16 protein-coding genes and 3 pseudogenes are annotated in these 24,486 nt (G+C 69.7%); 5 read left to right on the top strand and 14 right to left on the bottom strand.

Annotated elements, in window-relative coordinates; translation table 11 throughout:
* Positions 1-108 precede the first annotated feature (108 nt).
* A complete protein-coding gene (locus tag ACN28I_RS14775; protein WP_420942672.1) occupies positions 109-1,863 on the bottom strand; it encodes a M1 family metallopeptidase in 1,755 nt (584 codons plus the stop codon).
* 118 nt (positions 1,864-1,981) lie between these two features.
* Between ACN28I_RS14775 and ACN28I_RS14770 the strand changes: the two genes are divergently transcribed.
* Both ACN28I_RS14770 and ACN28I_RS14765 read left to right on the top strand, forming a co-directional pair.
* Positions 1,982-4,372, top strand: a complete 2,391-nt coding sequence (locus ACN28I_RS14770; RefSeq protein ID WP_420942671.1) for a 3-hydroxyacyl-CoA dehydrogenase NAD-binding domain-containing protein — start codon at positions 1,982-1,984, stop codon at positions 4,370-4,372.
* An 87-nt stretch (positions 4,373-4,459) separates the two neighbouring features.
* Positions 4,460-5,632 (top strand): thiolase family protein, encoded by a 1,173-nt coding sequence (locus ACN28I_RS14765; RefSeq protein ID WP_420942670.1) that lies wholly within the window; start codon positions 4,460-4,462, stop codon positions 5,630-5,632.
* Between the two features lie 17 nt (positions 5,633-5,649).
* On the opposite strand, the gene ACN28I_RS14760 is transcribed toward ACN28I_RS14765, so the two are convergent.
* The 6 genes and pseudogenes from ACN28I_RS14760 to ACN28I_RS14735 form a co-directional block, all read right to left on the bottom strand.
* Positions 5,650-8,076: an efflux RND transporter permease subunit gene (locus tag ACN28I_RS14760; protein ID WP_420942669.1), complete on the bottom strand. Its 2,427-nt coding sequence runs from the start codon at positions 8,074-8,076 to the stop codon at positions 5,650-5,652.
* Positions 8,077-8,209: 133 nt separating this feature from the next.
* Positions 8,210-8,893: pseudogene (locus tag ACN28I_RS14755) on the bottom strand (efflux RND transporter permease subunit); the annotation flags it as partial.
* A gap of 61 nt (positions 8,894-8,954) precedes the next feature.
* Entirely contained in the window at positions 8,955-9,512 is a 558-nt protein-coding gene (locus ACN28I_RS14750; RefSeq protein WP_420942668.1) for an efflux RND transporter periplasmic adaptor subunit, read from the bottom strand.
* Positions 9,513-9,540: 28 nt separating this feature from the next.
* Positions 9,541-9,645 (bottom strand): annotated as a pseudogene (locus ACN28I_RS14745) (hypothetical protein); the annotation flags it as partial.
* 683 nt (positions 9,646-10,328) lie between these two features.
* Positions 10,329-10,724, bottom strand: a complete 396-nt coding sequence (locus ACN28I_RS14740) for a TolC family protein (protein WP_420942667.1) — start codon at positions 10,722-10,724, stop codon at positions 10,329-10,331.
* A 661-nt stretch (positions 10,725-11,385) separates the two neighbouring features.
* Positions 11,386-11,580: pseudogene (locus ACN28I_RS14735) on the bottom strand (TolC family protein); the annotation flags it as partial.
* Positions 11,581-11,939: 359 nt separating this feature from the next.
* On the opposite strand from ACN28I_RS14735, the gene ACN28I_RS14730 reads away from it, so the two are divergent.
* Together ACN28I_RS14730 and ACN28I_RS14725 are read left to right on the top strand one after the other, a co-directional pair.
* A complete protein-coding gene (locus ACN28I_RS14730; RefSeq protein ID WP_420942666.1) occupies positions 11,940-12,407 on the top strand; it encodes a hypothetical protein in 468 nt (155 codons plus the stop codon).
* 190 nt (positions 12,408-12,597) lie between these two features.
* Positions 12,598-13,821 carry a hypothetical protein gene (locus ACN28I_RS14725; RefSeq protein WP_420942665.1) on the top strand — a complete coding sequence of 408 codons (1,224 nt, stop codon included), beginning with the start codon at positions 12,598-12,600 and terminating at the stop codon, positions 13,819-13,821.
* 30 nt (positions 13,822-13,851) lie between these two features.
* Here ACN28I_RS14725 and ACN28I_RS14720 read toward each other — a convergent pair whose 3' ends face one another.
* From ACN28I_RS14720 to ACN28I_RS14705, 4 genes are all read right to left on the bottom strand, one after another.
* Positions 13,852-15,759: a MutS-related protein gene (locus ACN28I_RS14720; RefSeq protein ID WP_420942664.1), complete on the bottom strand. Its 1,908-nt coding sequence runs from the start codon at positions 15,757-15,759 to the stop codon at positions 13,852-13,854.
* A gap of 238 nt (positions 15,760-15,997) precedes the next feature.
* Complete coding sequence (gene mrpC, locus ACN28I_RS14715; RefSeq protein ID WP_203403370.1) at positions 15,998-16,744, bottom strand: Crp/Fnr family transcriptional regulator MrpC; 747 nt, start codon at positions 16,742-16,744, stop codon at positions 15,998-16,000.
* 274 nt (positions 16,745-17,018) lie between these two features.
* On the bottom strand, positions 17,019-18,473 hold the full coding sequence (locus ACN28I_RS14710) for a sigma-54-dependent transcriptional regulator (RefSeq protein ID WP_420942663.1): 1,455 nt from the start codon (positions 18,471-18,473) through the stop codon (positions 17,019-17,021).
* Between the two features lie 5 nt (positions 18,474-18,478).
* On the bottom strand, positions 18,479-19,447 hold the full coding sequence (locus ACN28I_RS14705) for a histidine kinase dimerization/phospho-acceptor domain-containing protein (protein WP_420942662.1): 969 nt from the start codon (positions 19,445-19,447) through the stop codon (positions 18,479-18,481).
* Between the two features lie 309 nt (positions 19,448-19,756).
* Between ACN28I_RS14705 and ACN28I_RS14700 the strand changes: the two genes are divergently transcribed.
* A complete protein-coding gene (locus tag ACN28I_RS14700; RefSeq protein ID WP_420942661.1) occupies positions 19,757-20,017 on the top strand; it encodes a hypothetical protein in 261 nt (86 codons plus the stop codon).
* 86 nt (positions 20,018-20,103) lie between these two features.
* Here ACN28I_RS14700 and ACN28I_RS14695 read toward each other — a convergent pair whose 3' ends face one another.
* The 3 genes from ACN28I_RS14695 to ACN28I_RS14685 all read right to left on the bottom strand — a co-directional run bounded on the left by ACN28I_RS14695 (position 20,104) and on the right by ACN28I_RS14685 (position 24,234).
* The gene (locus ACN28I_RS14695) at positions 20,104-21,270 is read right to left on the bottom strand and encodes a hypothetical protein (protein ID WP_420942660.1); all 1,167 of its coding nucleotides are present in this window, start codon (positions 21,268-21,270) and stop codon (positions 20,104-20,106) included.
* 37 nt (positions 21,271-21,307) lie between these two features.
* Positions 21,308-22,594 carry an alkaline phosphatase D family protein gene (locus tag ACN28I_RS14690; protein ID WP_420942659.1) on the bottom strand — a complete coding sequence of 429 codons (1,287 nt, stop codon included), beginning with the start codon at positions 22,592-22,594 and terminating at the stop codon, positions 21,308-21,310.
* Between the two features lie 356 nt (positions 22,595-22,950).
* Complete coding sequence (locus tag ACN28I_RS14685; RefSeq protein ID WP_420942658.1) at positions 22,951-24,234, bottom strand: porin; 1,284 nt, start codon at positions 24,232-24,234, stop codon at positions 22,951-22,953.
* Positions 24,235-24,486: the final 252 nt, after the last annotated feature.

The following is a 24,486-nucleotide window of genomic DNA, read 5'->3' as shown; positions in this document are numbered from 1 at the left end:
GCCACTTGCCAGCCGCAAGAAGCCCCTCCAAAAAGGCGAACAACATCTATGGCGACCGATTAGCGGAGGTGGCGTGAATCGAAGCCGCCGCCTCCGTGGGCCTCGCACCTACGCGCGGTTGAGGATGGACTCGACCGCGGCCTGGGCGATGGGGTGGTAGCGCTCGGCGTAGCGGTTGAACAGGCTGCGCGCCAGCGCCTTGCCCTCGGACGTGGCCGCCAGTGCCCCATACAGCGGCTTGAGGTACTTCATGCGTCCCACCTCGCCCAGGAAGGCCTCGGTGCGTCCCAGCGCCGGCGGCCAGCCCGCCCGCAGCGACGCCGCCAGCCACGACACCAGCACCTCCGCGTTGTGGCTCTTCGTCAGGTGGAAGCGCTCGTCCAACTGCCGGAACACGTCCCGCGACGTCCCCGGCGGCAGCGAGTGGATGTAGAGCTGCCACTCGGCCGGGGTCCAGTCCTTCACTTCCTCCACCGTGGGCACCTTGGCCTTGTGGCTCGTCATCCGCTCCAGCCGCTCCGAGCGCGGCACCGGCGCGCTGCCCGGAATGCCCGGCTTGTTCAGGTACGCCTCCGCGTCCACCTTCGCCAGCGCCCCCGGCAGGTGCTGCTCCACGAACGCCGTGAACTGCTCCGTGGTGAGCGCCTGGAACCGATGCGCCTCCAGGTAGCGCTTCAGGAAGGTGTCGAACGCCGGCCGGCCCACCGCGTCCTCCAGCGCGCGCAGCAGCAGGAAGCCCTTCTCGTAGGGCACCTGCGAGAAGGCCTCGTCCGGGTCCACTCCCGACAGGTGCGTGCGCAGCGCCGTGAGCTGCGGATGGTCCTTGAAGTGCTGGACCGCGTCCTCGAGCGCGCGCCGCCCCAGCGATGCGTGCAGCTTGGCCACGTCCTCCCCGTACAGCGCCTCGATGATGCGCCGCTCGGCGAAGACGGTGAAGCCCTCGTTCAGCCAGAAGTGCTCGGCCGACGCGTTCGTCACCAGGTTGCCCGTCCACGAGTGCGCCAGCTCGTGCGCCACCACGCTCACCAGGCTCTTGTCCCCCGCCAGCAGCGTGGGCGTCAGGAACGTCAGCCTCGGGTTCTCCATGCCCCCGTACGGGAACGAGGGCGGCATCGTCAGCAAGTCGAACCGCTCCCAGTCATACGTGCCGAAGAGCTCCTCCGCCGCCCGCAGCATGGCGTCCACGTCCTCGAACTCCTCGGCCGCCTCCTCCAGCACCTCGGGCTCGGCCCACACCCGCGAGCGCGGCCCCAGCTCCTTCGCCGCCAGCCTCCCCACCGCGAAGGCCAGCAGGTAGGGCGGAATCGGCTGTGGCATCTCGTAGCGCTCCACCGCCTCCACTCCCTGCTCCTCGCGCCCCGTGAAGCCCGCCGCCATCACCGCCTTGAGCTCCTTGGGCACCGTCAGCTCCGCCTTGTAGCGGATGCGGATTCGCGGCGTGTCCTGGAGCGGTACCACCGAGCGTGCGTGGATCGCCTGGCACTGGCTGAAGAGGTACGGGTACTGCCCTCCCGCCGTCTGCGCCGGCGTCAGCCACTGCAGCGCGCTCGCCTGCGGGGATGTCCGGTAGCGGATGGTGAGCTGCTTCGTGCCGGGGCGCAGCTCCACCCTCAGGCGGCTGCCGAGAATCGGTTCGGGCGGGGACACCAGGAAGGGCAGGGGCTTGCCCTGAGCGTCCACCACCGAGCGGATCTCCAACTCCCTCGTGTCCAGGTCCAGCGGGCCGGCGGATGCTTCCCTCAGGGCGAGGGTGGCCTCCGCGTGCAGCCGGCGCGTTCGGAAGTCCACGCGCGCCTTCCAGGTGAGGGTCTCGGTCTCGGGTTGGGTGTCGTCGTTGTACGAGTGCGGATCGAGTCGGGCCATGGGGGCTCGTACCTTACCTCCCACCCGCCGGTGACAGGGGCCTCAAGAGCCGGTTGACTTTTGAATCAACCGGCGCAATGTCTCCTGCCATCCTTTTTCAATCAGGGAGCCTCTTTCGATGACGATGCGGATCCGCAAAGTGGCAGTTCTGGGCGCGGGCGTGATGGGCAGCGGCATCGCCGCGCACCTGGCCAACTCGGGCGTGCGCGCACTCCTGCTGGACATTGTTCCCCCCAAGGCGGCACCGGGTGAGGACACGGCCTCCAAGGCCTTCAAGAACAAGTTCGCCCTCGGGGCGCTGGCCAACATGCGCAAGCAGAAGCCCAGCCCCATCGTGTCCGAGCAGGTGTTCACGGCCATCGAGGTGGGCAACTTCGAGGATGACCTGGGTCGGCTCGCCGAGTGCGACTGGATCATCGAGGTGGTGAAGGAGGACATGGCCGTCAAGCAGGCCCTGTTCGCCAAGGTGGAGCAGCATGCGCGCAAGGGCACCATCATCAGCTCCAACACCTCGGGCCTGTCCATCAAGGGCATGCTGGAGGGCCGTGGCGCCGACTTCCGCAAGAACTTCCTCGTCACCCACTTCTTCAACCCCGTCCGCTACATGAAGCTGCTGGAGCTCGTGGCGGGCCCGGAGACGGACCCCGAGGTGGTGAAGAGCATCCACCGCTTCGGCGAGGAGGTGCTCGGCAAGGGCATCGTCTACGGCAAGGACACCACCAACTTCATCGCCAACCGCGTGGGCACCTACGGGATGATGCGCACCATCTCGGAGATGCAGAAGGCGGAGCTGTCCATCGAGGAGGTGGACAAGATCTTCGGCCCCGCCATGGGCCGCCCCAAGTCCGCCGTGTTCCGCACTGCGGACATCGTGGGCCTGGACACCTTCAGCCACGTGGCGAAGAACTGCTACGACACGCTCACCCAGGACGAGGAGCGTGAGGTCTTCGCCATCCCCGACTTCCTCCAGAAGATGGTCGCCAAGGGGATGCTCGGCGACAAGAGCGGCGGCGGCTTCTACAAGAAGGACCGCAGCGCCGGGGGCAAGGACATCCTCGCCCTGGACCTGAAGACGCTGGAGTACCGGCCGCAGGTCAAGGTGCGCTACGAGTCGCTGGGCGCCGCCAAGGACGTGGAGGACGTGCGCGAGCGCGTGGCCACCGTGCTCAACGGCCAGGACAAGGCCGCGAAGTTCGCCGAGCGGATCACGCTGGACGTGCTCGCCTACGCCAGCCGCCGGATTCCGGAGATCGCCGACGACGTGGTCAACATCGACCGCGGCATGCGCTGGGGCTTCGCCTGGGACCTGGGGCCCTTCGAGACCTGGGATGCCTACGGCGTGAAGAAGGGCCTGGAGCGGATGAAGGAGCTGGGCCTCAAGCCCGCCGCCTGGGTGGAGCAGATGGTGGCCTCGGGCCGCACGTCCTTCTACGGCGTGGAGGGCGGCAAGGACACCTACTGGGACATCCCCAGCAAGTCCGTGAAGGTGGTGCCGGAGAACGCCCGCACGTCGCGCGTGGAGTACCTCAAGCGCGGCAACAAGAAGATCACCGGCAATGAGTCCGCCAGCCTGTGGGACATGGGCGATGGGGTGACGCTGCTGGAGTTCCACTCCAAGATGAACTCCATCGACGACAACATCATCGCGATGATGAACACGGCCCTGGACGAGACGGAGAAGAACTTCCGCGGGCTCGTGGTCGGCAACGATGGGGCGAACTTCTCGGCGGGCGCCAACATCATGGCGCTGCTGATGGCGGCCAAGAGCGACGAGTTCGAGGCCATCCGCAAGATGGCGTCGGGCTTCCAGGCGGCCAACCAGCGCATGCGCTACAGCCCGGTGCCGGTGGTGACGGCGCCCTTCAACCTGACGCTCGGCGGCGGCGCCGAGTCGGCCATGGGCGGCAACGCCATCCAGGCCTCGGCCGAGCTGTACATGGGCCTCGTCGAGGTGGGTGTGGGCCTCATCCCCGGCGGCGGCGGCACCATGCAGCTCCTGCGCAACGTGTACGGCGCGTACGCGGCGGACAAGGACTTCGACGCCTTCCCCTTCATCAAGAAGGTGTTCCTGGCCATCGGCACCGCGAAGGTGGCCACCAGCGCCGAGGAGGCGCGCGAGCTGGGCTTCCTCAACGCCAACGACGGCATCAGCGCCAACCGCGACTTCCTGCTGTCGGACGCCAAGCAGCGGGTGCTCGGCATGGCCAACGCGGGCTTCCGCGCGCCGCGCCCCACGCGCTTCCGCCTGCCCGGCTCCAGCGGCTTCGCCACCATCGACATGATGCTCTACGACATGGAGCTCAATGGCCAGGTGTCCGCGCACGACCGGAAGATCGCCCAGAAGCTGGCGCGCGTGCTCACCGGCGGCGACACCAGCCCCTCCGTGCTCGTCACCGAGGAGCGGCTGCTGGAGCTGGAGCTGGAGGCCTTCCTCAGCCTGTGCGGCGAGGAGAAGACGCAGGACCGGCTGATGTTCATGCTCGAGAAGGGCAAGCCGCTGCGCAACTGAGGCGGCGGCGTTAGCCAGTTTCCAAGTCATTCAGTGATTCGAGATTCTAAAGCCCGGGGGTCGCTCCCCGGGCGAGGAGACAGACAGATGCCCGGTCGAGTCGTGATTGCCAGCGCGGTGCGCACCCCGTTCACCCGCGCGCACAAGGGAGAGTTCAAGGACACCCGGCCCGATACGCTCGCGGCCCTCGCCATCAAGGAGGCCGTGGCCCAGGTCCCCGGCCTGAAGCCCGAGGAGATCGAGGACGTGATCCTCGGCTGCGCCATGCCGGAGGCGGAGCAGGGGATGAACGTGGCACGCAACGCCGCCCTGCTCGCCGGGCTGCCGGACACCGTGCCCGGGATGACCATCAACCGCTTCTGCTCGTCGGGCACGCAGTCCATCGCCCAGGCGGCGCAGGCCATCAAGGCGGGGATGATCCAGGTCGCCGTGGCCGGTGGCACCGAGTCCATGACGATGGTCCCCATGGGTGGCAACAAGGTGAGCGCCAACCCGGAGATCATGGAGAAGTTCCCCGAGGTCTACACCTCCATGGGCGCCACCGCGGAGAACATCGCCTCGCGCTACAGCGTGTCGCGTGAGGACGCGGACAAGTTCGCCTACGAGAGCCAGCGCCGTGCCGCCACCGCGCGCGAGCAGGGCAAGTTCAAGGAGGAGATCGTTCCGGTGACCACCACCGTCTTCGACGAGGACGGCAAGGCGCACCAGGTGACGGTCTCGGTGGACACCATCCTGCGTCCGGACACCACGCTGGAGGGGCTGGCCAAGCTCCGGCCCGCCTTCAACCAGAAGGGCGTGGTGACGGCCGGTAACGCGTCGCCGCTGACGGACGGCGCGGCGGCCGCGGTGGTGATGACCGAGGAGAAGGCGCAGCAGCTCGGGGTGAAGCCGCTCGGCTACTTCCTGGACTACCAGGTGGCCGGCGTGCCCCCGGAGATCATGGGCGTGGGCCCGGTGCCCGCGGTGAAGAAGCTGCTGGCGAAGAACAACCTCAAGGTCGAGGACATCGACGTCTTCGAGCTGAACGAGGCCTTCGCGGCGCAGGCGCTGCACTGCATCCGGGAGCTCGGTATCCCCCTGGACAAGGTGAACCCGAACGGCGGCGCCATCGCGCTGGGCCACCCGCTGGGCGTGTCCGGGACGCGGCTGGTGGCCACCATCCTGCGCGAGCTGAAGCGTCGCAACGGCCGCTACGGCGTGGTGACGATGTGCATCGGCGGCGGCATGGGCGCCGCGGCCCTCATCGAGCTGGCGAAGTAATCACGGGTTGAATCCCGTCACGAGGCCTCTCCCGGCTCACGCCTGGAGGGGCCTTCGTGTTCTCGGAGCCTCCGCCGCCCGGGGCGCCACGCGACGAGCGCGTGCAGGGTGACGTAGAGGCACGGCACCACGAAGAGCGTGAGCAGCGTTCCCAGGCTGAGCCCGGAGAGCGTGACGAGCGCGAGCGGACGCAGCAGCTCGGTGCCCTCGCCGAAGCCGAGCGCGATGGGCACCAGGCCCAGCGTGGCCAGCAGCGTGGTGATGAGGATGGGGCGCAGGCGCATGGGCGCGGCGCGTTGCATCGCCTCCAGGCGCGACAGCCCGGGGGACTCCTCGCGCAGTTGGTTGGCGAGCTCCACCAGGATGATGCCGTTGCCGACGATGACGCCCACCAGCATCACCATGCCGATGAGCGCGGTGGCTCCCATCGCCACGCCCGTCACCACCAGCCCCAGCGTTCCGCCCACCAGCGCGAGCGGGATGGTGAAGAGGATGACGAGCGGGTCCACCAGCGAGTCGTACTGGACGGCCATCACGGTGAGCACCAGGAAGATGGCGAGCCCTCCCAGCACGAACAGCGAGCGTTGCAGCTCCCGATTGCTCCGGGCCGCGTTGCTCTCCATGATCGACACGCCGCGCGGCAGCTCCACCTCGGAGAGGATCCGCTCCACCTCCGCCAGTGCGTCGCCGAGGCTCGCTCCTTCCGCGAGGTCTCCCGCGATGATGAACACCTGCCGCTGGTTGATGCGTTGGATTTCCGCCGGGGTGGTGCCCTCGGACACGCTCGCCACCTCCGAGAGCCGCACCGGCGCCTGTCCCGCGTAGACGATCGGGAGCTGCTCCAGTTGGGAGCGGGTGCGCAGCGCCTCGCGGGCCAGCTTCACCCGGACGTCCACCAGCCGCTCCCCCCGCTGGAGCTGCGTGGCGATGGAGCCCTCGAGCGCCGTCTGCACCGCCTGGCCGATGTCTCCGGATGACAGCCCGAGCAGCCCCGCGCGCTCCGGATCCCTCCGCACCTGCACCTCGGGCTGCACGGGGTCCGCGTCCGGGCGGTAGCGCGCGAGCTTCGCCTTCTCGTCCAGCGCGGCCACCACCCTCTGTCCCGCGCGCTCCAGTGCCTGGGGATCCTCGCCCTCGAGCACCACGTCCACCTCGGCGCGCACCGGCGAGTTGCTGGTGATGAGGCCGCGAATCTGCTCCGGTGCGAGCCTCAACCGGATGCCCACCAGGTTGAACTTCGCCATCTCGGCGTTGACGCGGGCCACGTAGGCCTGCACGTCCGTGCCCGGCTCCAGGGTGATGGTGCTCGAGGAGCGCAGCGCGTTCTCCGACGTGGCGTTGCCGAAGAGGAAGCCTCCCACCGTGGTGAAGACGTAGCGCGTCTCCGGCTGGCGCATCAGCAGATCGTCCACCTGCTTCATCAGCCGCTGGTTGTCGGCGATGGGTATCCCCGGCGGAAGCTGCACGACGAGGCGCGCCTGGCCGGTTCCCACCCGCGGGAGGATCTCCGTGGAGAGGAAGGGCAGCACCAGGGCCGCGAGCAGCCCGAGCCCCACGAACACCGCGGCGATCACCGGCAGCCGGTGGGCCAGTGCACGCGAGAGCAGCGTGCCGTACCCCTGGGTGAGGCGATCCACCCGGGCGCCGAACCAACGCACCGGTTTCAGCCGGGACAGGCCGCTCGTCTTCCGGATGGACAGCAGCCGGGCCGCGAGCGAGGGGATGACCGTGAGCGCCGTGACGAGCGAGGCGCCCACTGTGAAGAGCACGGTGAGGATGAGCTCGTTGAAGAGCAGCGACACGAAGCCGCCGATGAGCAGGAAGGGCACCACGGCGACGAGGTTCGTCGTGGTGGAGGCCACCAGGGCCGATTCCAGCTCGGTGGCCCGTGCCTGGGTGAGGGGGATGAGCTCGGGGAGGGGGAGGGTGTCCGCCCCGCCATTGCCGTCTCCGTTGCCCCCGTTGCGACGGCGCCGCTCCTCCACGCCTCGCACGATGTTCTCCAGCACCACGATGCAGCTATCCACCGCGCCGATGCCCACCGCCAGCCCGCCGAGGCTGAAGATGTTGAGCGAGGCGTCCGCGAGCGACAGCAGGCTCACCGCCATCAGCGTGCCGAGCGGAATGGACAGCACCACGATGAAGGTCTGCCGCAGCGAGCCGAGGAAGAGCAGCACCATGAGGCTCGCCAGCGCCGCTCCGGCCAGGCCCGAGAGCGCCACGTCCTGGATGGAGCGCTTGATGAAGACGGACTCGTCCAGCGTCGCGGTGAGCACCGTGCCCTCCGGTATCGTCCCCCGGCGCCGCAGCTCCTCCACCCGCGCCTTCACCGCGTCGACGACCTCCACGGTGTTGGCCTCCGGCTGCTTCTGGATGCTCACCTTCACCGCGGGCTGGCCGTTGAGCGTGACGAAGACGCGCTCGTCCTCGGTCCCGTCCACCACGGTGGCGAAGTCCCCCAGAAGGACTCTGCGTTGCTGGGGCGCCGCGGGCGGCTCCGGCGTTCCGGTGCCGGAGGAGGTCCGCGCGGGCGTGGTGTCCACGAGGAAGGGCAGGCGCTCGAGGCTCGGAGGCGTCGCGGAAGCGCCCCATCGTGCGCACGAGCGACTCGGCCCTCCGGCCCTCCAACCGTCCCGCGGAGATGTCCTGGTTCTCCGCCTCGAGCCCCTGCAGCACCTCCACCAACCCCAGCCGGGAGGACTGCAGCCGTTGCAGGTCCACCAGCACCTGGACTTCCTCGACCGCGCCACCGGACACGTCCACCGCCGCCACGCCGGGCACCACCGCGAGCTGCCGTCCCAGCTCCTCGTCCGCGAAGATGCGCAGCGCCCGGCCCGAGAGGCCGGGGGAGGTGAGGGCGAACTCCACGACGGGCAACTGCGAGGGGTCCACCTTGAAGAGGCGCGGCTGCTCGATGGTGTCCGGCAGGTTGCCCCGGGCGCGGTTGACGGCCGCCGTGGCGTCGTTGAGCGCCTGGTCCACGTCGCCGCCCGGCTGGAAGTACAGGTTGATGCTGACCTGCCCCTCGCGCGTCTGCGAGAAGACCTGCACCACGCCCTCCGTCGCGGCGAGGGCCGCCTCCAGCGGGCGGGTGATCTCCTCCACCGCCACCGAGGGCGATACGCCGGGCGCGTTCACCCGCACGCCGATGCGCGGGTAGGTGATGGCGGGGAGCAGATCCACCGGCAGGCGGAAGAGGAAGAAGAGCCCGAGCACCACCACGGTGGCCGCGAGCATCAGGGTGCCCACCGGACGCCGCACCGCGAGCGCGCTCAGTCCTCCCCGCTGGCGCGGCGCTTCTCCCGAGGGCTCCCGTCCGCTCTCACTCACGGCCACCTCCGCCGCCACCCTCCGGCGCGGGCGTGTCCGACAGCGCGCTGGGGCGCACCTCGGTGCCCGGCTTCAGGGGCCGCTCGCTGCGGACCACCACGCGGTCGCCCTCCCTCAGCCCCGAGAGGATCTCCACCTGCCCATCCGCGCGAGCGCCCAGGCGCACCTGCCGCTCCTCCACCCGGGCCTTGCCATCGGCTTCTCCCGTCACGACGAAGACGCGCCCCTGGTCCGGTGACGCCTCCGGGAGGCCGCCATCGGTCTCGGTTCCGGAGCCCCCCTGGGCGCCGGAGAGGCCACCCGGGGCGCCTTGTTGATCCACCCGGAGGGCCGATTCGAGCACCAGCAACTGCTCCGCGCCCCCATTGTCGAGCCGCACCCGGGCGAGCAGTCCGCCGCCGATGCGGCCCCCGGGGTTGTCCAGCACCACTTCCACGGGCACCAGCCGGCTCTGGGGATCCGCCTGCGGAGACACGCGCGCCACGGTGCCGGTGAAGGGGGTGTCCCCGAAGGCATCGAGCTGGAGGGAGACCTTCTGCCCGCGTTTCACGCGCGAGAGCCTCCAGCTCGGACACGGAGACGGCCACCTCCACCTGCGAGAAGTCCCCCACGCGCAGCACCTCGTTGCCCGCCAGCACGAGGTCTCCCAGTGAGTGCAACCGCTCCACCACGCGCCCGTCCATCGGCGAGCGCAGGCTGGCGAACGAGCGGCGCTCCCGTGATGCCGCGAGCAGGGCCGACTGGGCACGCACCCGGGCCTTCGCCGCCGACACGAGGCTCCGCTGCGTGCGCACCTCCTGGGACGCCGCCCGGACGGCCTGTTGCGCGGTGCGGGCCTGGGTGGCGCGCTGCTCCGCCTCCTGCCGGCTGGCGATTCCTCGCTGGGCGAGCCGCTGGTACCGCTTCGCCTCCACCTGTGCCTGCGCCTGGGCGAGCCGCGCCTGCTCCAATGCGCTCCTCGCCTGGGCGACCCCCGCCTCCGCGCTCGCCACCTCCGAGCGGGCCTCGGCCAGTCCCGCCTCCGTCTGGTGCACCTCCGCGTCGAGGAGCGCGGTGCTCAGCCGCCCCAGCTCCTGGCCCTCCTTCACGGTGTCGCCCACGTCCACCGTGAGCCGATCCAGGTGTCCCTCCACCCGGGCGCGGATCGCCACCAGCTCCGCCGGCTGGGTGGTGCCCACCAGTGTGAGGGGCGCGCGAAGCTGTCCCCGCCGCGCCTCCTTCACGTCCACGGCCACCGCGCCCTGGCCTCCGTCTCCCGCGCCTCCCTGGCGTCCGCCTCCACCTTCCGGTCCGCGGGCACAGGCCCCGAGCACCAGCAGGAGCACCAGCCCCACGGTGCGGGGCGGGCACGGGGTTCGCTCATTCTTCAGAGAGGACATGCCGCCTCCACCATCAACGCCTCCACGCGCGCCTGCACCAGATCCAGCTCTCGCAGGGCGAGCGTGCGCTCCGCCTCGCGCAGCTCCTCGGCGCTCTGCACCAGCTCCAGGCTGGTCCCCACGCCCTCCCGGAAGGCCTCCTGGGTGAGGGCATCCGTCCGGGCCGCGGCATCCCTCGCTCGCCGAGCCGCCACCCGCAGGGCCTCCGCCAGCGCCACGCCCCGGCGCGCCTGCTCCACCTCCACGTCCAGGGCCCGCCGCACGGACTCGAGCTGTTGCTCGGCCACCGCGAGGTTGGCCCGTTCCGCGCGCACCGTGGCGCCCCGCACGCCTCCGTCCCACAGGGGCACCTCCAGCACCGCGGCGATGTTCCACACGCTCACGCGCGCCACCCCCGGGTCCACCGAGAGGGCCGTCAGGGGAGCTCTGCACCCCCAGCCTGGGCACGTAGGCGGCGCGTGCCCCGGCCACCTCCCGCTCGGCCGCGTGGATGGCCTCGCTCGCGGCCACGAGGTCCGCTCGGGACTCTCCCTTCAGCGGACGGCACAGCGCGGCCAGTTCGTCACGCAGGCCGTCCAGGCGGAAGCCCGGGGCCAGCCCCACCTCCGCATCGGCGCCGAGCGCCAGCCCCAGCCCGGCCCGTGCGCGCCGCAGGGACTCCACGCTGGAGAGCAACTCGGCGCGGGCGACCTCCAGGTCCCTCGCCGTGCGCAGCGCGTCCAGCTTGCGCCCGGAGCCCAGCCGCTCCGCCTCCACGGTGAGCCGGTGCCGCTCCTGGGCCTGCGCGAGCCCCAGGCGGTTGATCTCCACCACCCGCTCGGCGGCCACCACCGACACGAGGCCGCGCGCGAGCTCGCGCACCAGGAGCCTCCAGGTGTCCTGCGCGGAGGCATTCGCCGCACGCTCCCGGGCCCGCGCCGCGGACAGTTGCTGCCAGGCCGGTACGTTGAGCACGGATTGCGTCGCGTTGGCACGCAGCGCGAGCAGGGGCGAGGTGGGCCTCGACTCTCCCTCGTCTCCCCCCACGTTGATGCCGCCCCCGCCGCCCTCGACGACGAGCGAGCCGCCTCCTCCCGCCAACCGCTCCTGCAGGGACAGGGAGGCGCTGACGCCAGGCAGCAGGGGCGCGAGCGCCAGGCGGCCCTGGGCCCCGGCCAGCTCGAGCTGGGCGAGTGCTGTCCGTAGCTCCACCGAGCGCGCCCGGAGCCGTCCCACCGCCTCGTCCCAGGTGGTGAGCATCACCTCGGGGGCCGGGGGAACCGTCAACTCCGCGACGGGCTGGGACTCGGTGTTCGCCGACGCGGGCACCCCGGCTTCACCGGAAGCGGGAACGGCGGCGAGCAGGAAGAGGGCCAGCAGCATGGGCAGGGAGGAGATGGGTTCCACATGCTCGATCCGGAGCCCCCTCGCAGCACGGAGCGGACGTTGTGCCGCGGCAGGGTAGGGGACCCAACGCTTCGCCTGCTCGATCCCGCACAGAGTCCTCGCGCTGGAGGGCAGGCGGTGACGGGGGCGCGGAGGGCGTGCGTCCACAAGACGCATGAAGTGCTCCGCGCGTACCGTTAGGGTGTCTTCCCCTCGTCCAACGGGTGAAAGACATGCTCTATCAGGTGGTCCTCTACCTTCATTCCTGGTTGCGCTGGGGGGTGGTGCTCCTCGGCGCACTCACCCTCGCCCGGGCGGTGCATGGCTGGGCGCGGGCCCGGGAGTGGAACCAGACGGACCGGCGCGTGCAGAAGCTCTTCATCGCCTTTTTCGACAGCCAGGTGCTGCTCGGGCTGACCCTCTACTTCCTGCTCAGCCCGTTGACGCCCAAGAGCCTGGACGGCTTCCGGGTGGCCATGTCCAACACCCTTCTCCGCTTCTTCGGCATCGAGCACGCGTTCGCGATGGTGCTGGCGCTCATCATCGCGCACGGGGCCTCCGACGCGAGTCGCAAGGCCGGGCACTCCACGGTGAAGCACCGCCGGTGGGCGGTGGGACTGCTCATCGCGCTCCTCTTCATCGTGGTGGGAATCCCCTGGCCCGTATTGCCCTATGGAAGGCCGCTGCTGAGAACGTTCTGAGCATGGACGCGTGGTGAGCGGCGGTCTCGTCTCGCGCCACGGATGCCGTGCGCGCTTCGGGACGTCTCCGGGGGCCTCTGCTTCTCGCAAGGGCTCGAAATGTCGGAGCGCCTTCCTGGCCCGTGGCTTGCGCTGTGTCTGGAGCCGCCGCACGCACTCTCGACACCCGCGGCGGCCAGGAGACACGAACATGACCAGCGTAGGCCCGAGGCGGAACGACGACACCCTGGTGCTCGGAATGAACCCGCACACCCAGGCGGAGGCCGAGGCCATCCAGAAGTCCAACCCCAGCGCCCGGGTGACCACCCTCCAGGACTCCTTCCGGGACGATCAGGTACGGGCCCGGGGCTCGGATGGCGCGATGCGGGTCCACGACTTGAGGACGGATGCGGGCCTCCGGAGCTTCGTGGGCACCCTGGGGCTGCCGCTCGCCCAGGGACAGCAGGTGGCGGCGGCCATCGCGAGTGCCGGGGAGGATGCGCGCGACGAGCTGGCGCAACTGGCCCAGGTGTGGGCCCGGGCGGAGAAGGGGGGCGTCGTTCCCTCGCGTCTCGTGCTCTCCGGGCACAGCGGGGGCTCGGGCCTGTGGGGCGAGGAGGGGAGCTTCTCGAATGGAGTGCTCTCCCGTCGCAGCCTCGCGATGCTCGCGGCGGCCATGCCCCGGGCCGCGGCGGGGGTCGAGGACCTGTGCATCGCGGCCTGCTACAACGGCGGCGAGACCACGATGGAGGCGTGGCGCTCGCTCTTTCCCCGCCTCCAGACGATGTGGGCCTACGACGGCAGCGCGCCCGGTACGTTCTCCGGGGCCACGGCGCATCTGGCCCGGTGGGAGAAGGCGACGCGCGGCGAGGTGGATTCACTCCGGCCGGATCTGCTCCGGGGGCTGCGCAAGGGGGAGAACCTCGCGGTGTGGTCGCGTTTGGGTGGCCACCAGACCGCCACCGTGGGCGCGAGCACCGCGGATCTGCGTGCCCGTCAGGCCGCGGGTCATGCGGCCTTCGCGCGTTACTTCCGGGGCGACGAGGTGGTGCGCGATACCCAGCGTGGCCCGCTGCGGGAGCACTACAACACCCTCCAGGCCCTGCTCGGCCGGCCCGAGGTTCCCGCCTCCGAGCGGACCGGGCTCGAGCGGGCGCGGGATCAGACCCTCCGGCTCCTCTTCTATGGGAACGTCTCCGTGCGCTTCCAGGCGACTCACCGGGCCGCGATCCAGCGGGGGTTCTCGGCGCTGGGGTTGAACGTTCCCGACTTCTCCCGGCTCGACCGGAAGGGGGCACTGGCGCTGATTCAGTCCTTCGAGGCCGAGCTCGGCCGCCGGAATCCGCGACCCGTGGAGGCACAGCGGTTGATGCCCCTGCTCACGGAGGGGTTGCGAGATCTTCAGCGCTCACGCATCCCGGACAACTGGTTGTGACAGTGGGGTAGGGCACGGTGACGGGCACCCTCACCCCGTCCCTCTCCCGGGGGGAGAGGGGAGGTTGGGCAGCGAGGGGGCCTCCTTGGCTTCCTTGGCCTCCGTGTCCTCTACCGGGACTCCCGCCATTCGCAGCACTCGCAGTGCGTTCGTGGTGTCCACGACGCCTGGCCGGAGCTGGTAGTCGAACACCATCTTTCCGTTCTCCAGGTGATCACGGAAGTGCATGTTCACCACCTTCCCGCCGTGCTCCTCCGCCAGGTTCGCGAGGGACAGGTCGTGCGTCGTCACCCCGCCGATCGCCCCCGTGGCCAGCAGCAGCCGCAGCACCTCGCGGGAGGCGATCTGCCGCTCCCGCGTGTTCGTGCCGAGGAGGATCTCATCCAGCAGGAACATCGCGTGTCCCTTCGCCGCGGCCGCCGCGTCCAGCACGGCCTTGATGCGTTGGACCTCCGCGTAGAAGTACGACACGCCCCGCTCCAGCGAGTCCTTCACCCGCATGCTCGTCAGCACCTGCAGCGGTGTCACCGAGAAGCTCCGCGCGCACACCGGCGCTCCCGCCAGCGCGAGCACCGTGTTCAGCCCCACCGCGCGCAGCAGCGTCGTCTTGCCGGACATGTTGGAGCCCGTGAGCAGCAGCGCGTGGCCCGGCCCCGGCAGCTCCACGTCGTTCAGCACGGGCTCGTCCAGCAGCGGGTGGCCCACTCCCACCGTCTTCACCTTCGGCCCGTCCGCCTCCAGCGTGGGCCAGGTGAAGCCCGGCCGATCGAAGGCCAGTCCCGCCAGGCACGAGAGCGCCTCCAGCTCCGCCAGCGCCTCGAACCAGCCCCGCACCCGCGCCGCGTGCTGCTGCTTCCAGTTCTCCAGCGCGAACAGCGCGTGCACGTCCCACAGGGTGAACAGGTGCACGATGGGGTGGAACTGGTGCCGCTTGAACTCCACGAACGAGTAGAGCCAGCTGAAGCGCTTCAGGTGCGTGGAGACCGGCGGCTCTCCCTCGTGCTGCATCCCCGCCTGCACCCGCCGCAACTCCGGGTGCTCGAAACGCTCCCGTTCCACCCGCTCGAAGATGGGCGCGTAGCGCACGAAGCCGTGCTCGCCCGCGCTCATCCGCTCCTCCATGGCGCGCAGCGGGCCCCGCGTCAGTCTCACCACCGCGAGCTGCACCAGCACGCCGGCCCACCACACCCGCCCGTGCACCACGCCGAAATTCCCCAGCACGAGCAGCGTCAGCGTCACCAGCGGCAGAATCACCGCCACCGGCCTCGCCCACCGGATGCTCGTGAGCGACGGCCCGCTCTCCGCCCATTGAATGAAGAGGCCGGGGTCCGCCTTCTCCTTCGCCACCGTGCGCGCCTCCACGCACACGTCCTGGCGGAACTCCACCCGGGGCACCAGCTCGCGCGCCGCTCCCTGCCGCGCCTGTACCGCCTCCGCCTGCGCCGGCCAGGACAGCCACGCCGCGAGCCGCTCCTCGCCCGCCCGCGTCGCCGTTTCGTTCATGAGCTGGAAGACGCTGCCCTGCCCGAAGACGTCCAGGTCCGCCGCGTACAGGTGCGAGCCCGTCAGGAAGCGCTCCCCCCGCTCGGCGAAGTCGTGCCAGCCCCGCGTCAGCCGCGCCAGCCCCCGCTCGTTGAGCTGCACGTACAGCCGCTGCCGCTCCTCGCGCAGGAACACCTGGTGGTGCAGCACCGCGAGCAGCAGGTACACGGCGAACGCCGCTCCGGCCGCCCACCACCACGTCCTGGGCAACCGCTGGAACAGGACGAGCCCCGCCACCGCGGCGCTCGAGAGGAACACCAGGGCGCGCAGGTTGGCGTAGCGGGCGCTGACATCGTCCAGCCGCTTCAGCTCCGCCTCGGCGGCGGCGCGGCGCTCGGTGTACGTGCGATGCGGAGAGGAGGACTCGGGGAGCGGAGTGGTCACGGGCGCGCGCATGCTGAGTCTGGCGGGCGGACAGGGCAAGCCCGGACGTGCACGCGGTGCCCGGAAAATGGCGAACCCCGGCGCCAGGCCCGTCTGACGGGCGGCTGCCGGGGCTCTCGGGTGTCGTGCCCGTCAACCGGGACACGTGGGGGCGGCACACCAAGTGGCCACCGCGGCGACTCGGCGACGGATGTCTCCACCCCCGTCCCTCTCCTCGCAGGAGAGGGAAGACACCCGCTCTCCAGCCGAATCACTTCTCCTTGGAAGCCAGCTTGCGCAGCGCCTTCTGGTCACGGATGCAGAGGATGCGGCCCACGTTGCCCAGCACGCCGTCGCGCTTCATCTCGTTGATGAGCGTGGAGACGAACGAGCGGGAGGCGCCCACCAGGTCCGCCAGGTCCTGCTGGGTGATGCCGCGCAGGTCGGTCTCGCCGCCGTGCGGGCAGCGCTCGCCGTGGGCCTCGGCCAGGGTGAGCAGGGTGTCGGCCAGACGGGCCGGCACTTCCTTGAAGGTCAGGCCCAGCACGCGCTTGCGCAGGGCACGCACGCGCTCGGCGTAGGCGCGAACCACGTCCACCGCCAGGGCGGGGCGGGCCTCGAGCTGCGCGCGGAAGTCGCGGCCCTCGATGCTCCACACCTCGGCCTCACCGGAGGCGATCGCCATCTCCTCCACCGGCGTGCCCTCGGGGCGGAACAGCTCGCCGAACAGGTCGCCCGGGCGCAGGATGCTCACCACCGAGCGCGAGCTGTTCTTGCCCAGCCGCATCAGGCGCACGCGGCCGCTCTTGAGCAGGTACACGCGGTCCGTCGTGTCGCCGGGGCGGTAGATGACCGAGTTGTGCGGGAAGCTCTCGACCTTGAAGTAACCCTTGAAGTCGATCGCCTCCTGGCCGGGGATCAGCTTGTTCGCCGTGACGAGCATCCCGGAGCTGGTGGTCTGGATGGGGGCGACGACGTTGGAGCCGATAGGACCGAGGGGACGATTGAAACCGTGCATGTGGGTTACTCCTGCAGGCGGTTGAAGGTTGGCTTGCTGTGCTGCGGACGGAACAGTCCCTTTCCAAGCTTTGTGCCAACGCCAACGCTTCTCCCAAGTCCTGAAAAACCCTGCAATGACGGCTACTTGGCGCTACAGCCCCCGTTTCTCACCTTCCGAGTGTCCGAAACCTGAAACGGAACGTTCAAACAGTCTGATCAAGTTGAACGTTTCGTTCAATTCGTGCGGGGTGTTGTTGGACGTCCGACAATGTCCGGAAAGCGTCCATCGACGCTCAAACCGGCTGATCCTGTCGCACACCGTACTTCTGGAGCTTGCGCTCCAGGGTGGGGCGACTGATGCCGAGGATCTGGCAGGTCTTGCCCTTGTGACCCTTGGTCACACTCATGGTCAGTTCGATCAGCATCCGCTCCGCCTCCTCCAGGGTGGGGATGCGGCTGGGATCATCGATCTGGGTGACCAGGAAGTTGGGCAGGGCGTGGCCGGAGTGTCCGTTGGTGTGGACGGGGTGGCCGTTGAGGTGGGGCCCCCCGTGCTCGGACTCGGCGGGCTCGAGCGCGGGCAGGTTGTCGGAGAGCAGCACCTCGCCCGGGGCGAGCACCACCGCGCGCGTCAGGACGTTCTCCAGCTCGCGCACATTGCCCCGCCAGGGCAGGCGCATGAGGTGGTCCAACACCTCGGGGGGCACCCGGGTGACGCGCTTGTGCACCTTCTCGTTGATGCGCTCCAGCAGGTGGTGCACCAGCGAGGGGATGTCATCGCGCCGCTCGCGCAGCGGGGGGAGCTGCAGCGTAATCACCTTGAGGCGCTGGTAGAGGTCCTCGCGGAAGCGGCCGGAGGACACCTCGTCCACCAGGGTGCGGTGGGTGGCGGCGATGACGCGGGCGCGCAGCTTGATGCGCTTGACGCCGCCCACGCGCTCGAACTCGCGCTCCTGGAGCACGCGCAGCAGCTTGGCCTGGAGCATCAGCGACATGTCGCCGATTTCATCCAGGAAGATGGTGCCGTCCTCGGCCATCTCGAACTTGCCCGGCTTGACGGCGCTGGCGCCGGTGAAGGCGCCCTTCTCGTGGCCGAACAGCTCGCTCTCCAGCAGCGTGTCCACGATGGCCGAGCAGTTGATGCCGATGAAGGGCTTGGGCTCGTCGTAGGAGTAGTTGTGGATGACGCGGGCGATGAGCTCCTTGCCCGTACCGCTCTCGCCATGAATGAGCACGGTGGCGCGGCTGGCGGCCACCTTGCCAATCTCCTTCACCAGCTGCTGCATCGACGGGCTGGTGCCGACGATGTCGCCCAGGCGCGCCGCCGCGGTCTCCACGTTCATCGTGGCCGCCCGGCGGGAGAGCTGCCGGTATTCCAGGGCGCGCGACACCACGATGTCCAGGGCGGTGAGGTCCGGGAAGGGCTTGTGGATGTAGTCGAAAGCCCCGGCCTTCATGGCCCGGATGGTCGTCTCCATGTCATGGAAGGCGGTGACGAGGATGATGCGCGCGTCCCCGCACAGGCTCTTCATCTCCTCGATGATGTCCAGGCCCGTGCGGTCCGGGAGCTTCATGTCGAGGATGACGACGCCCGGCATGACCTCCTGCGCCACCCGGAGCGCCTCGGAGGCGCGGGTGGCCGTCACCACCTGGTAGCGCGGACCGCCATCGTGCTCGATGTCCTCGAAGTGCATCTTCAAGGACTCGAGCAGGGAGAGGTCGTCGTCGACGATGAGAAGCGTCTCCATGGTCCTCAGGTGGCGAAGGTGAGTGTGAACACCGTGCCAGTCTCGGGGCTCGTCTCGGCGGAGACGTCACCCCCCTGGTGTTGCAGCACGCGGCGCAGGGCGGCCAGCGACAGGCCGGCCCCTCGCGCCAGGTGACACTCGTAGGGTTTGAAGAGCGAGTCGCGGTGCTCCTCGGGCAGCAGGCCGGCGGGCTCCTTGAGCTCCATCACCACCCGTCCCTCGGGGCCCGGGCGGATGGCCACGTCCACGTTTCCGCCCTCGGACGACGGCAGTCCCATGGCCACGTTGAGCAGCACCTGGGCCAGCACCGGCCGCAGCCTGCCCGCGTCCACCCGCACCTTGGGCACGTCCGGCGCCTCGTCCACGCGCACCTCCACGCGGCGCTCGGTCAGCTCCGGAGCCACCATGGCCATGGCCTCCTGGATGAGCGAGCGCGGCGCGTGCTGCTCCAGGTTGGGCGAGGTGCCCCGGCCGTACTCGGAGAGCTGCCACAGCATCCGCTCCAGGGTGCGGATCTCCCGGTTGGCGATGGTCAACCGGCGCTGGTCCCTCTCGGAGAGGCCCGTGTTGCGCGCCAGCGTCTGCACCGCCATCTTCACGGAGCTGAGCGGGTTGCGCAGCTCGTGGCTCAGCTGCGAGGCGAGCCCGGAGAGCTGCACCGGCGGCGCGCCCTCCAACAAGGTGCGCAGGTCCACCACCACGGCGGTGGCCTCGCCCTCCTCCATGATGAGCGTCAGCCGCAACGGCACCGGATCTCCCGAGCCGAGCGAGGCGGAGAGGAACTCCACCGCCCGGCGATCCTCGCGGGCGAGGGCGTCCAGGTGCCGGACCTTCTCCGGGGTGGTTCCCAGCACCACGTGGAGCGGCCGCTCATTCAGCTCCGAGGCGGGACGGTGCAGCACGGTTTCACAATCGCCCGCGGCGCGGGTGAGGCGCAGGTGGGGGGACCATGAAATCTGGACGGCTTGCAGCAAGTGGAGGTTCATGGGCAGGTGCGAAAGATAACGAATCGCCAGCGCTGATGCCCCCCATGGCGATGTGGTTCCCCTTTAGAATCCGATACTTGGCGCTCCGGGCCCCCATGGAACGGCCCTGGCGGGCGCCTGGATGTCCGCCAGGTGACACTCCGGGCGGGATGGAAGTCCGCCAGGTGGCAGGTCCATGGAATCCCAGGGAAGTGCGATCATCCTCCCGATGACGGATGGAGGGCGGGGGTAGAGCCATGTAGGTTGCACATCGTCGTCGGTGGCTAACCCCCGCCACCCGCCACCCCGGAGATTCAAATGACCGCCAACAAGAAGAACCTGAAGAAGCTGGGCAAGCGTCGTGGTCAGGGTATGACCGAGTACATCATCATCGTCGCCCTGATCGCCATCGCGGCGATCGGCGTCATCACCCTCTTCGGCAACAACATCCGCAAGCTCTTCGGCGCGTCCGCCGAGGCCCTGGCCGGTGAGGAGAACGTCTCCAACACGGGTGAGAAGGCCACCCGTCAGCTCCAGAAGAAGTCCCTCAAGACGTTCGGTGAGAACGAGGCGCTGTAAGCCCGTCGCCGCAAGGCGTCTCACGCAAAGGGGCGGCTCTCCGGAAGGAGGCCGCCCTTTTCGCTTGCGGGGCCCCGGCCAGGGACTCAGCTCGAGAAGCCCAGCCGGCGCAGCATCACCCGGCGGATGCTCGGGAGCCGGAAGCGGTAGATGAGGGCGTCCGAGAAGTAGTGGGCGAGCACCACGCCCAGGCTCAGGGTGGTGAGTCCGCGCAGCACCACGTGCGACCTCAGGTCCGCGCCCGCGGCGCTCACCGTGCCGTGCGAGGGCCCGGAGATGACCAGGTGCACCACGCCCAGGGCCAGCAGCGGGAGCATGGACACCACCATCACCGGCCATACCCAGGCGCGGCTCACGCGGGAGGGCGGGTCTCCCTCGCGCGGCTCCAGCATGCGGGCGGAGAGCAGGTAGTACTCGAGGCCATGCAGGCCGGGCAGCATGACGTTGCCCCAGGCGGGCGCCACCAGGGTGAGCCCCGTGGCCACGGCGACGGTGAGGAGGTAGAGCACCTTGGGCCCACTGGCCGTCCCGGAGCGCAGCAGGGTGCGGAACAGCAGCCCGAAGTAGCCGAGCCACACCGTGAGCAGCACCGCCATCGCGCCGTGGGGCAGCGGCGTGCCCTGCTCGAGGTCCAGGTAGGGCGTGTCCCCGGGGCGGGGGGACTCGGCGACGAAGAAGAGCCGCACCAGCACCAGCGTCAGCATCACCGGGACGAACCACAGTTGCAGCCGGCGCTCGAGCGGGGCGGGGGCGGACAGTCCCGCCTGGAAGCCGCGCAGCGTGTGCAGGGCCCAGAAGCCCTTGCACTGAGAGAGGATGTGGTGGAGCCCGAAGACGTTGAAGAGGACGCCCACCACGTAGGCGTAGCCCGTGGAGTCCGCGTAGTAGAGGGCGAACAGGAGGGCGCCCACCCCGAGCATCCCGAGGCTCCCGAGCAGCACGTGGCGCGGCTGGCGGGGCTCGGCGGTGAGCACGTCCCGGTGCACCGCGAAGAGCAGGAAGGTGAGCACCACGTGGGTGCCGTTGCCCAGGAGGTACTGGGCCGTCCAGATGGCCAGCCGGTTGGCCGAGCCGGACACGGGCTGGGCCAGCAGGGTGCTCACCATCCAGGCGAGCACCGTGAAGGCCAGGGGCACCACCAGCAGGAGGCCATCCAACCGGGGGGAGAACAACCACAGCCCTCGGAAGGAGAGGCTCCCGGCCGGGGCGGCGGACGGAGGGGTCAGCGTGGCGGTGGGGCTCGACGGCATCATCGCGCCGGCAGTGTAGCAGATGCCGCCACGGGTCCGTTCAGAGGTTCACCAGCACCATCTCCAACAGGTCCGGCTTGCCCTCGGCGTGGAACTCGACGCGCAGCTTCTTGTCCTGGTCCCACTGCGTGCCGTCCCCCGGCCCCAGCTTCAGGAGGGCGAAGTTGCGCTGCCACAGGATGCGGGTGCCGGGGTTGCCGGGGATGGGCATCAGCGCGCCCTGAATCCGCTCCCCATTCATGAGGGCGTGGCGCACCCGCTTCGCCCCTTGCTTGATGACCACGGCCTTGAGGCCACTGGGGGCCGGGTGGGCAATCCCCGACGAGGTCACCTGGTAGAACTCCGGAGCACTTCCGTTCGGCAGGGTGTGGATGGCGCTCCAGATGCGCGCCACCGCCCCCACGTGCGCGTCACCGCCCAGGAGCGTCACCTCCACCCCCGGGCGTTGCACCATGAAGTCGAACAGCCGCGTCAGCAGCTGCCCGCATTCCCCGCGGTTGTTCGGCGACACCCAGTTGTCGCGCAGGTCATCCATCACGCCGAAGACGTCGCCCGTCTGCTCCAAGAGGGCGAGCGTCGCGGCCACCTCCGCGTGGACGATGGGCACGCCCACGACGACGTAGACCCAGCGCAGCGACTCGTCCTTCCGCCAGTCGTCGAGCACCGTGTCGAGCACGCGGTGCTGGTTCGCCCCCAGCACGCTCGAGCGGTGGTAGTCCCGGTTGGAGCGGCCATCCAGAATGATGAACCCGACGCCATTGGAGCGGAAGCAGGAGAAGAAGGAGTCGTCCGCCGGAACCTGCGTCCCGTCCCGGTGCTTCAGGTAGGCCGGATCCAACGGCGGGTTGTTGACGCCCTGGAACTCCCGGAAGGCTTGCGCCGCCGCCTGGAAGTAGCGCTGCGAGGACGGGAGCCTGTCGTCGTCGTTCGAGCCGTAGCCGTCGTAGATGTCGTGGTCGTCCCACATCATCACGGAGGGACAGCTCGCGAGCACCTCCCGGATGTCCGGGTTGTCGCCCCAGAGGCGCACGTACTCCTCCCGGTACTCGGCGACGAGCTCCTCCCGGGTGACGGACGAGTCATGCTTCTCGTGCCAGCTCCAGATGTCGTCGGCGTAGATCTGATCTCCGCAGTGGATGAGCAGATCCACCCGCCCCGCGTCGATCTGCTTGCGCAGGCGCTTCCACATGTCGAAGCGGTTGCGCTCGTCCGAGTGCTCGATGGCATTGCAACTGAGCAGGACGACCCGCGGGGGCCGTCCCTCGTCGGCGGGCAGCAGGCGGAAGGAGTAGCGGCGCTGCGCCCCGGACATGAGGGCCGGGGCCATGGGGCTCGGCAACCCGAGTGGCTGGCAGTCCACGGCGTACCGGATGGTCGCTCCCGGTGTCAGCCCCGAGAAGCTCGAACGTGCCCATCCGGTAGGGGCGGGCGTCCCGGAGCGGGAGGGTGAGGAGCTGCTCCCCCCCCTGCGCTCGCTCCGACCAGGCCAGGTGCGCCACCTGGACGTTCGCATCCGCCACCACGGTGATTCGCGCGCTCGTGCGCGTGCATGCACCTACGAAAACCGCTCGGGCTTCGGCCATCGGGAGTTTCCCCCTTCTCCCCGTTGCTCGGGACGGCGGGCATCTTGGACCCGCGCGTCCCGGCCGGCAAAAGCCACCCTCCGGGGGTGTCCGGCAGGTGTCAGAAGCTCGCCTGGACCAGCAACCGCGCGGCGACGACGTTCTGCCGCGAGATGGGCGCGCCCTTCTTGAGCAGGGTGGTCTGGTCCGGCTGCTCGGTGAGGACGTACGAGCCGACCGCCTCCTCGAAGATGACCGGGGCTCCGAGCTGGATGGGCAGGTCCGCGATGATCTTCGCGCCGAAGCCCTTGAACGAGTAGGTCAGCGACGGAGTCACCTCCTGCATCGAGCGCCTGCCGGTGATGGGCGCCTCGCCCACGGCGAATCGCTCGTCCGGGAGCACGAGCGCGTACCGGAGCGCGACCTGCACCGGATTCCACTGGTAGGCCACCTGTGCCCGGCCACCCGCCACCCGGATGCTGCCGTAGAGATTCTGGTAGACGCCGAGGTTGGCCTCCACCTCACCCGACAGCACGCCGGGGCCCACGGGCGCGCGCGCCGCGACGTCGGCTCCCGCCTGCCACAGACTGCCGAGGTTGAACGGCGCCTGGGCGACGAACGGGTTCCAGTTGCCGTTGATGAGCAGCGGCTTCTCCGACGACTTGGTGTTGAACACCGTCGAGTGGCCCACCAGCGAGTCCTTCACGTAGAGGCCGTTCACGAAGAAGGCCATCTGGAGCTTGTCGGGCATGGCCTGGAGGTCGCGGGTCGCGAAGACGTCCTCGCCGATGCCGGTGTCGACGCCCGCGCGCAGCACCACCATGGGGGTGCCGAGGGTCTGCGGCAGGTAGCGCTCGGGGATGTCCCGGCCGCCGCCCGTGAAGATGCCGAGGCCCGCCACCACGGGGCCCGCCTGGGTGTGAAAGGTCGCGCCCACGTCCCGGCCCACCCGGAAGGCGAGGTTCTGGATCGACCGGTCCGCGAAGAGCAGGGTGCCCGACTCGGTCAGGCGCTCGCGGCCGTACGGCACCCGGAATTGGCCCACCCTCACGTACGAGTTCCCGAGCACCTTCACCGGGATGTCCACGTACATGTCCAGCAGGCCCAGCGAGATGCCCGGGGTGGGCGCCTTGATCTCGTCCTCACCACCGAAGGCGAGCATCACCCCGTAACGCCAATCGTCCACGTTGCCCGAGAGGGTGAGCCGTCCCTGCTTGAGGAAGAGGTAGAGCCGCTCGTCGTTGCGCGCTCCGTCGTCGAGCTTCTGGGCGAAGCCGAGGAGCTGCAACCGGCCTCCCACGTTCATGCTCGCGTTCTCGGTCCGGAGGACTTCGGCGCCTTGGGCCACGCCCGAGACTCCCAGGAGTGCGGCGGCCAGGGTTGCTGCCAGATTCTTGAGCTTCATGGTGTCTACCTCTCCGCGCCGTGCTCTCCACGGCTCTGGTCGAGCACCCGGAGTGCTCGGTGGCGCTTGGACCAGCCGCCTCATGCCGTGAGGACAGAGCAAGGTGCGCGCCAACACTCCTTCCAGGTGGAGGAGGGGTTCACGGCCTGCACCATCTGCGCGGGCACTTCTCGCCGCGCAGGACTTGCACCACGAGGGGCGCGCCTCCCCGCGAGGGCCTTCACGGCACATGGCTTGTAAGGAGAGAGGGGC

The sequence above is a fragment of the Archangium gephyra genome (assembly GCF_049060025.1).
GTDB lineage: Bacteria > Myxococcota > Myxococcia > Myxococcales > Myxococcaceae > Archangium > Archangium gephyra_A.
The sequence above is the reverse complement of the archived record's forward strand: the minus strand, read 5'-3'. Positions and strand labels throughout refer to the sequence as shown.

Coding starts and splice junctions, on each gene's coding strand:
- ACN28I_RS14720 (WP_420942664.1), bottom strand. CDS start 15,759: ATGCGCGCGCCCGTGACCACTCCGCTCCCCGAGTCCTCCTCTCCGCAT.
- mrpC (WP_203403370.1), bottom strand. CDS start 16,744: ATGCACGGTTTCAATCGTCCCCTCGGTCCTATCGGCTCCAACGTCGTC.
- ACN28I_RS14730 (WP_420942666.1), top strand. CDS start 11,940: ATGCTCTATCAGGTGGTCCTCTACCTTCATTCCTGGTTGCGCTGGGGG.
- ACN28I_RS14775 (WP_420942672.1), bottom strand. CDS start 1,863: ATGGCCCGACTCGATCCGCACTCGTACAACGACGACACCCAACCCGAG.
- ACN28I_RS14685 (WP_420942658.1), bottom strand. CDS start 24,234: ATGAAGCTCAAGAATCTGGCAGCAACCCTGGCCGCCGCACTCCTGGGA.
- ACN28I_RS14700 (WP_420942661.1), top strand. CDS start 19,757: ATGACCGCCAACAAGAAGAACCTGAAGAAGCTGGGCAAGCGTCGTGGT.
- ACN28I_RS14765 (WP_420942670.1), top strand. CDS start 4,460: ATGCCCGGTCGAGTCGTGATTGCCAGCGCGGTGCGCACCCCGTTCACC.
- ACN28I_RS14710 (WP_420942663.1), bottom strand. CDS start 18,473: ATGGAGACGCTTCTCATCGTCGACGACGACCTCTCCCTGCTCGAGTCC.
- ACN28I_RS14725 (WP_420942665.1), top strand. CDS start 12,598: ATGACCAGCGTAGGCCCGAGGCGGAACGACGACACCCTGGTGCTCGGA.
- ACN28I_RS14690 (WP_420942659.1), bottom strand. CDS start 22,594: ATGGCCCCGGCCCTCATGTCCGGGGCGCAGCGCCGCTACTCCTTCCGC.
- ACN28I_RS14695 (WP_420942660.1), bottom strand. CDS start 21,270: ATGATGCCGTCGAGCCCCACCGCCACGCTGACCCCTCCGTCCGCCGCC.
- ACN28I_RS14770 (WP_420942671.1), top strand. CDS start 1,982: ATGACGATGCGGATCCGCAAAGTGGCAGTTCTGGGCGCGGGCGTGATG.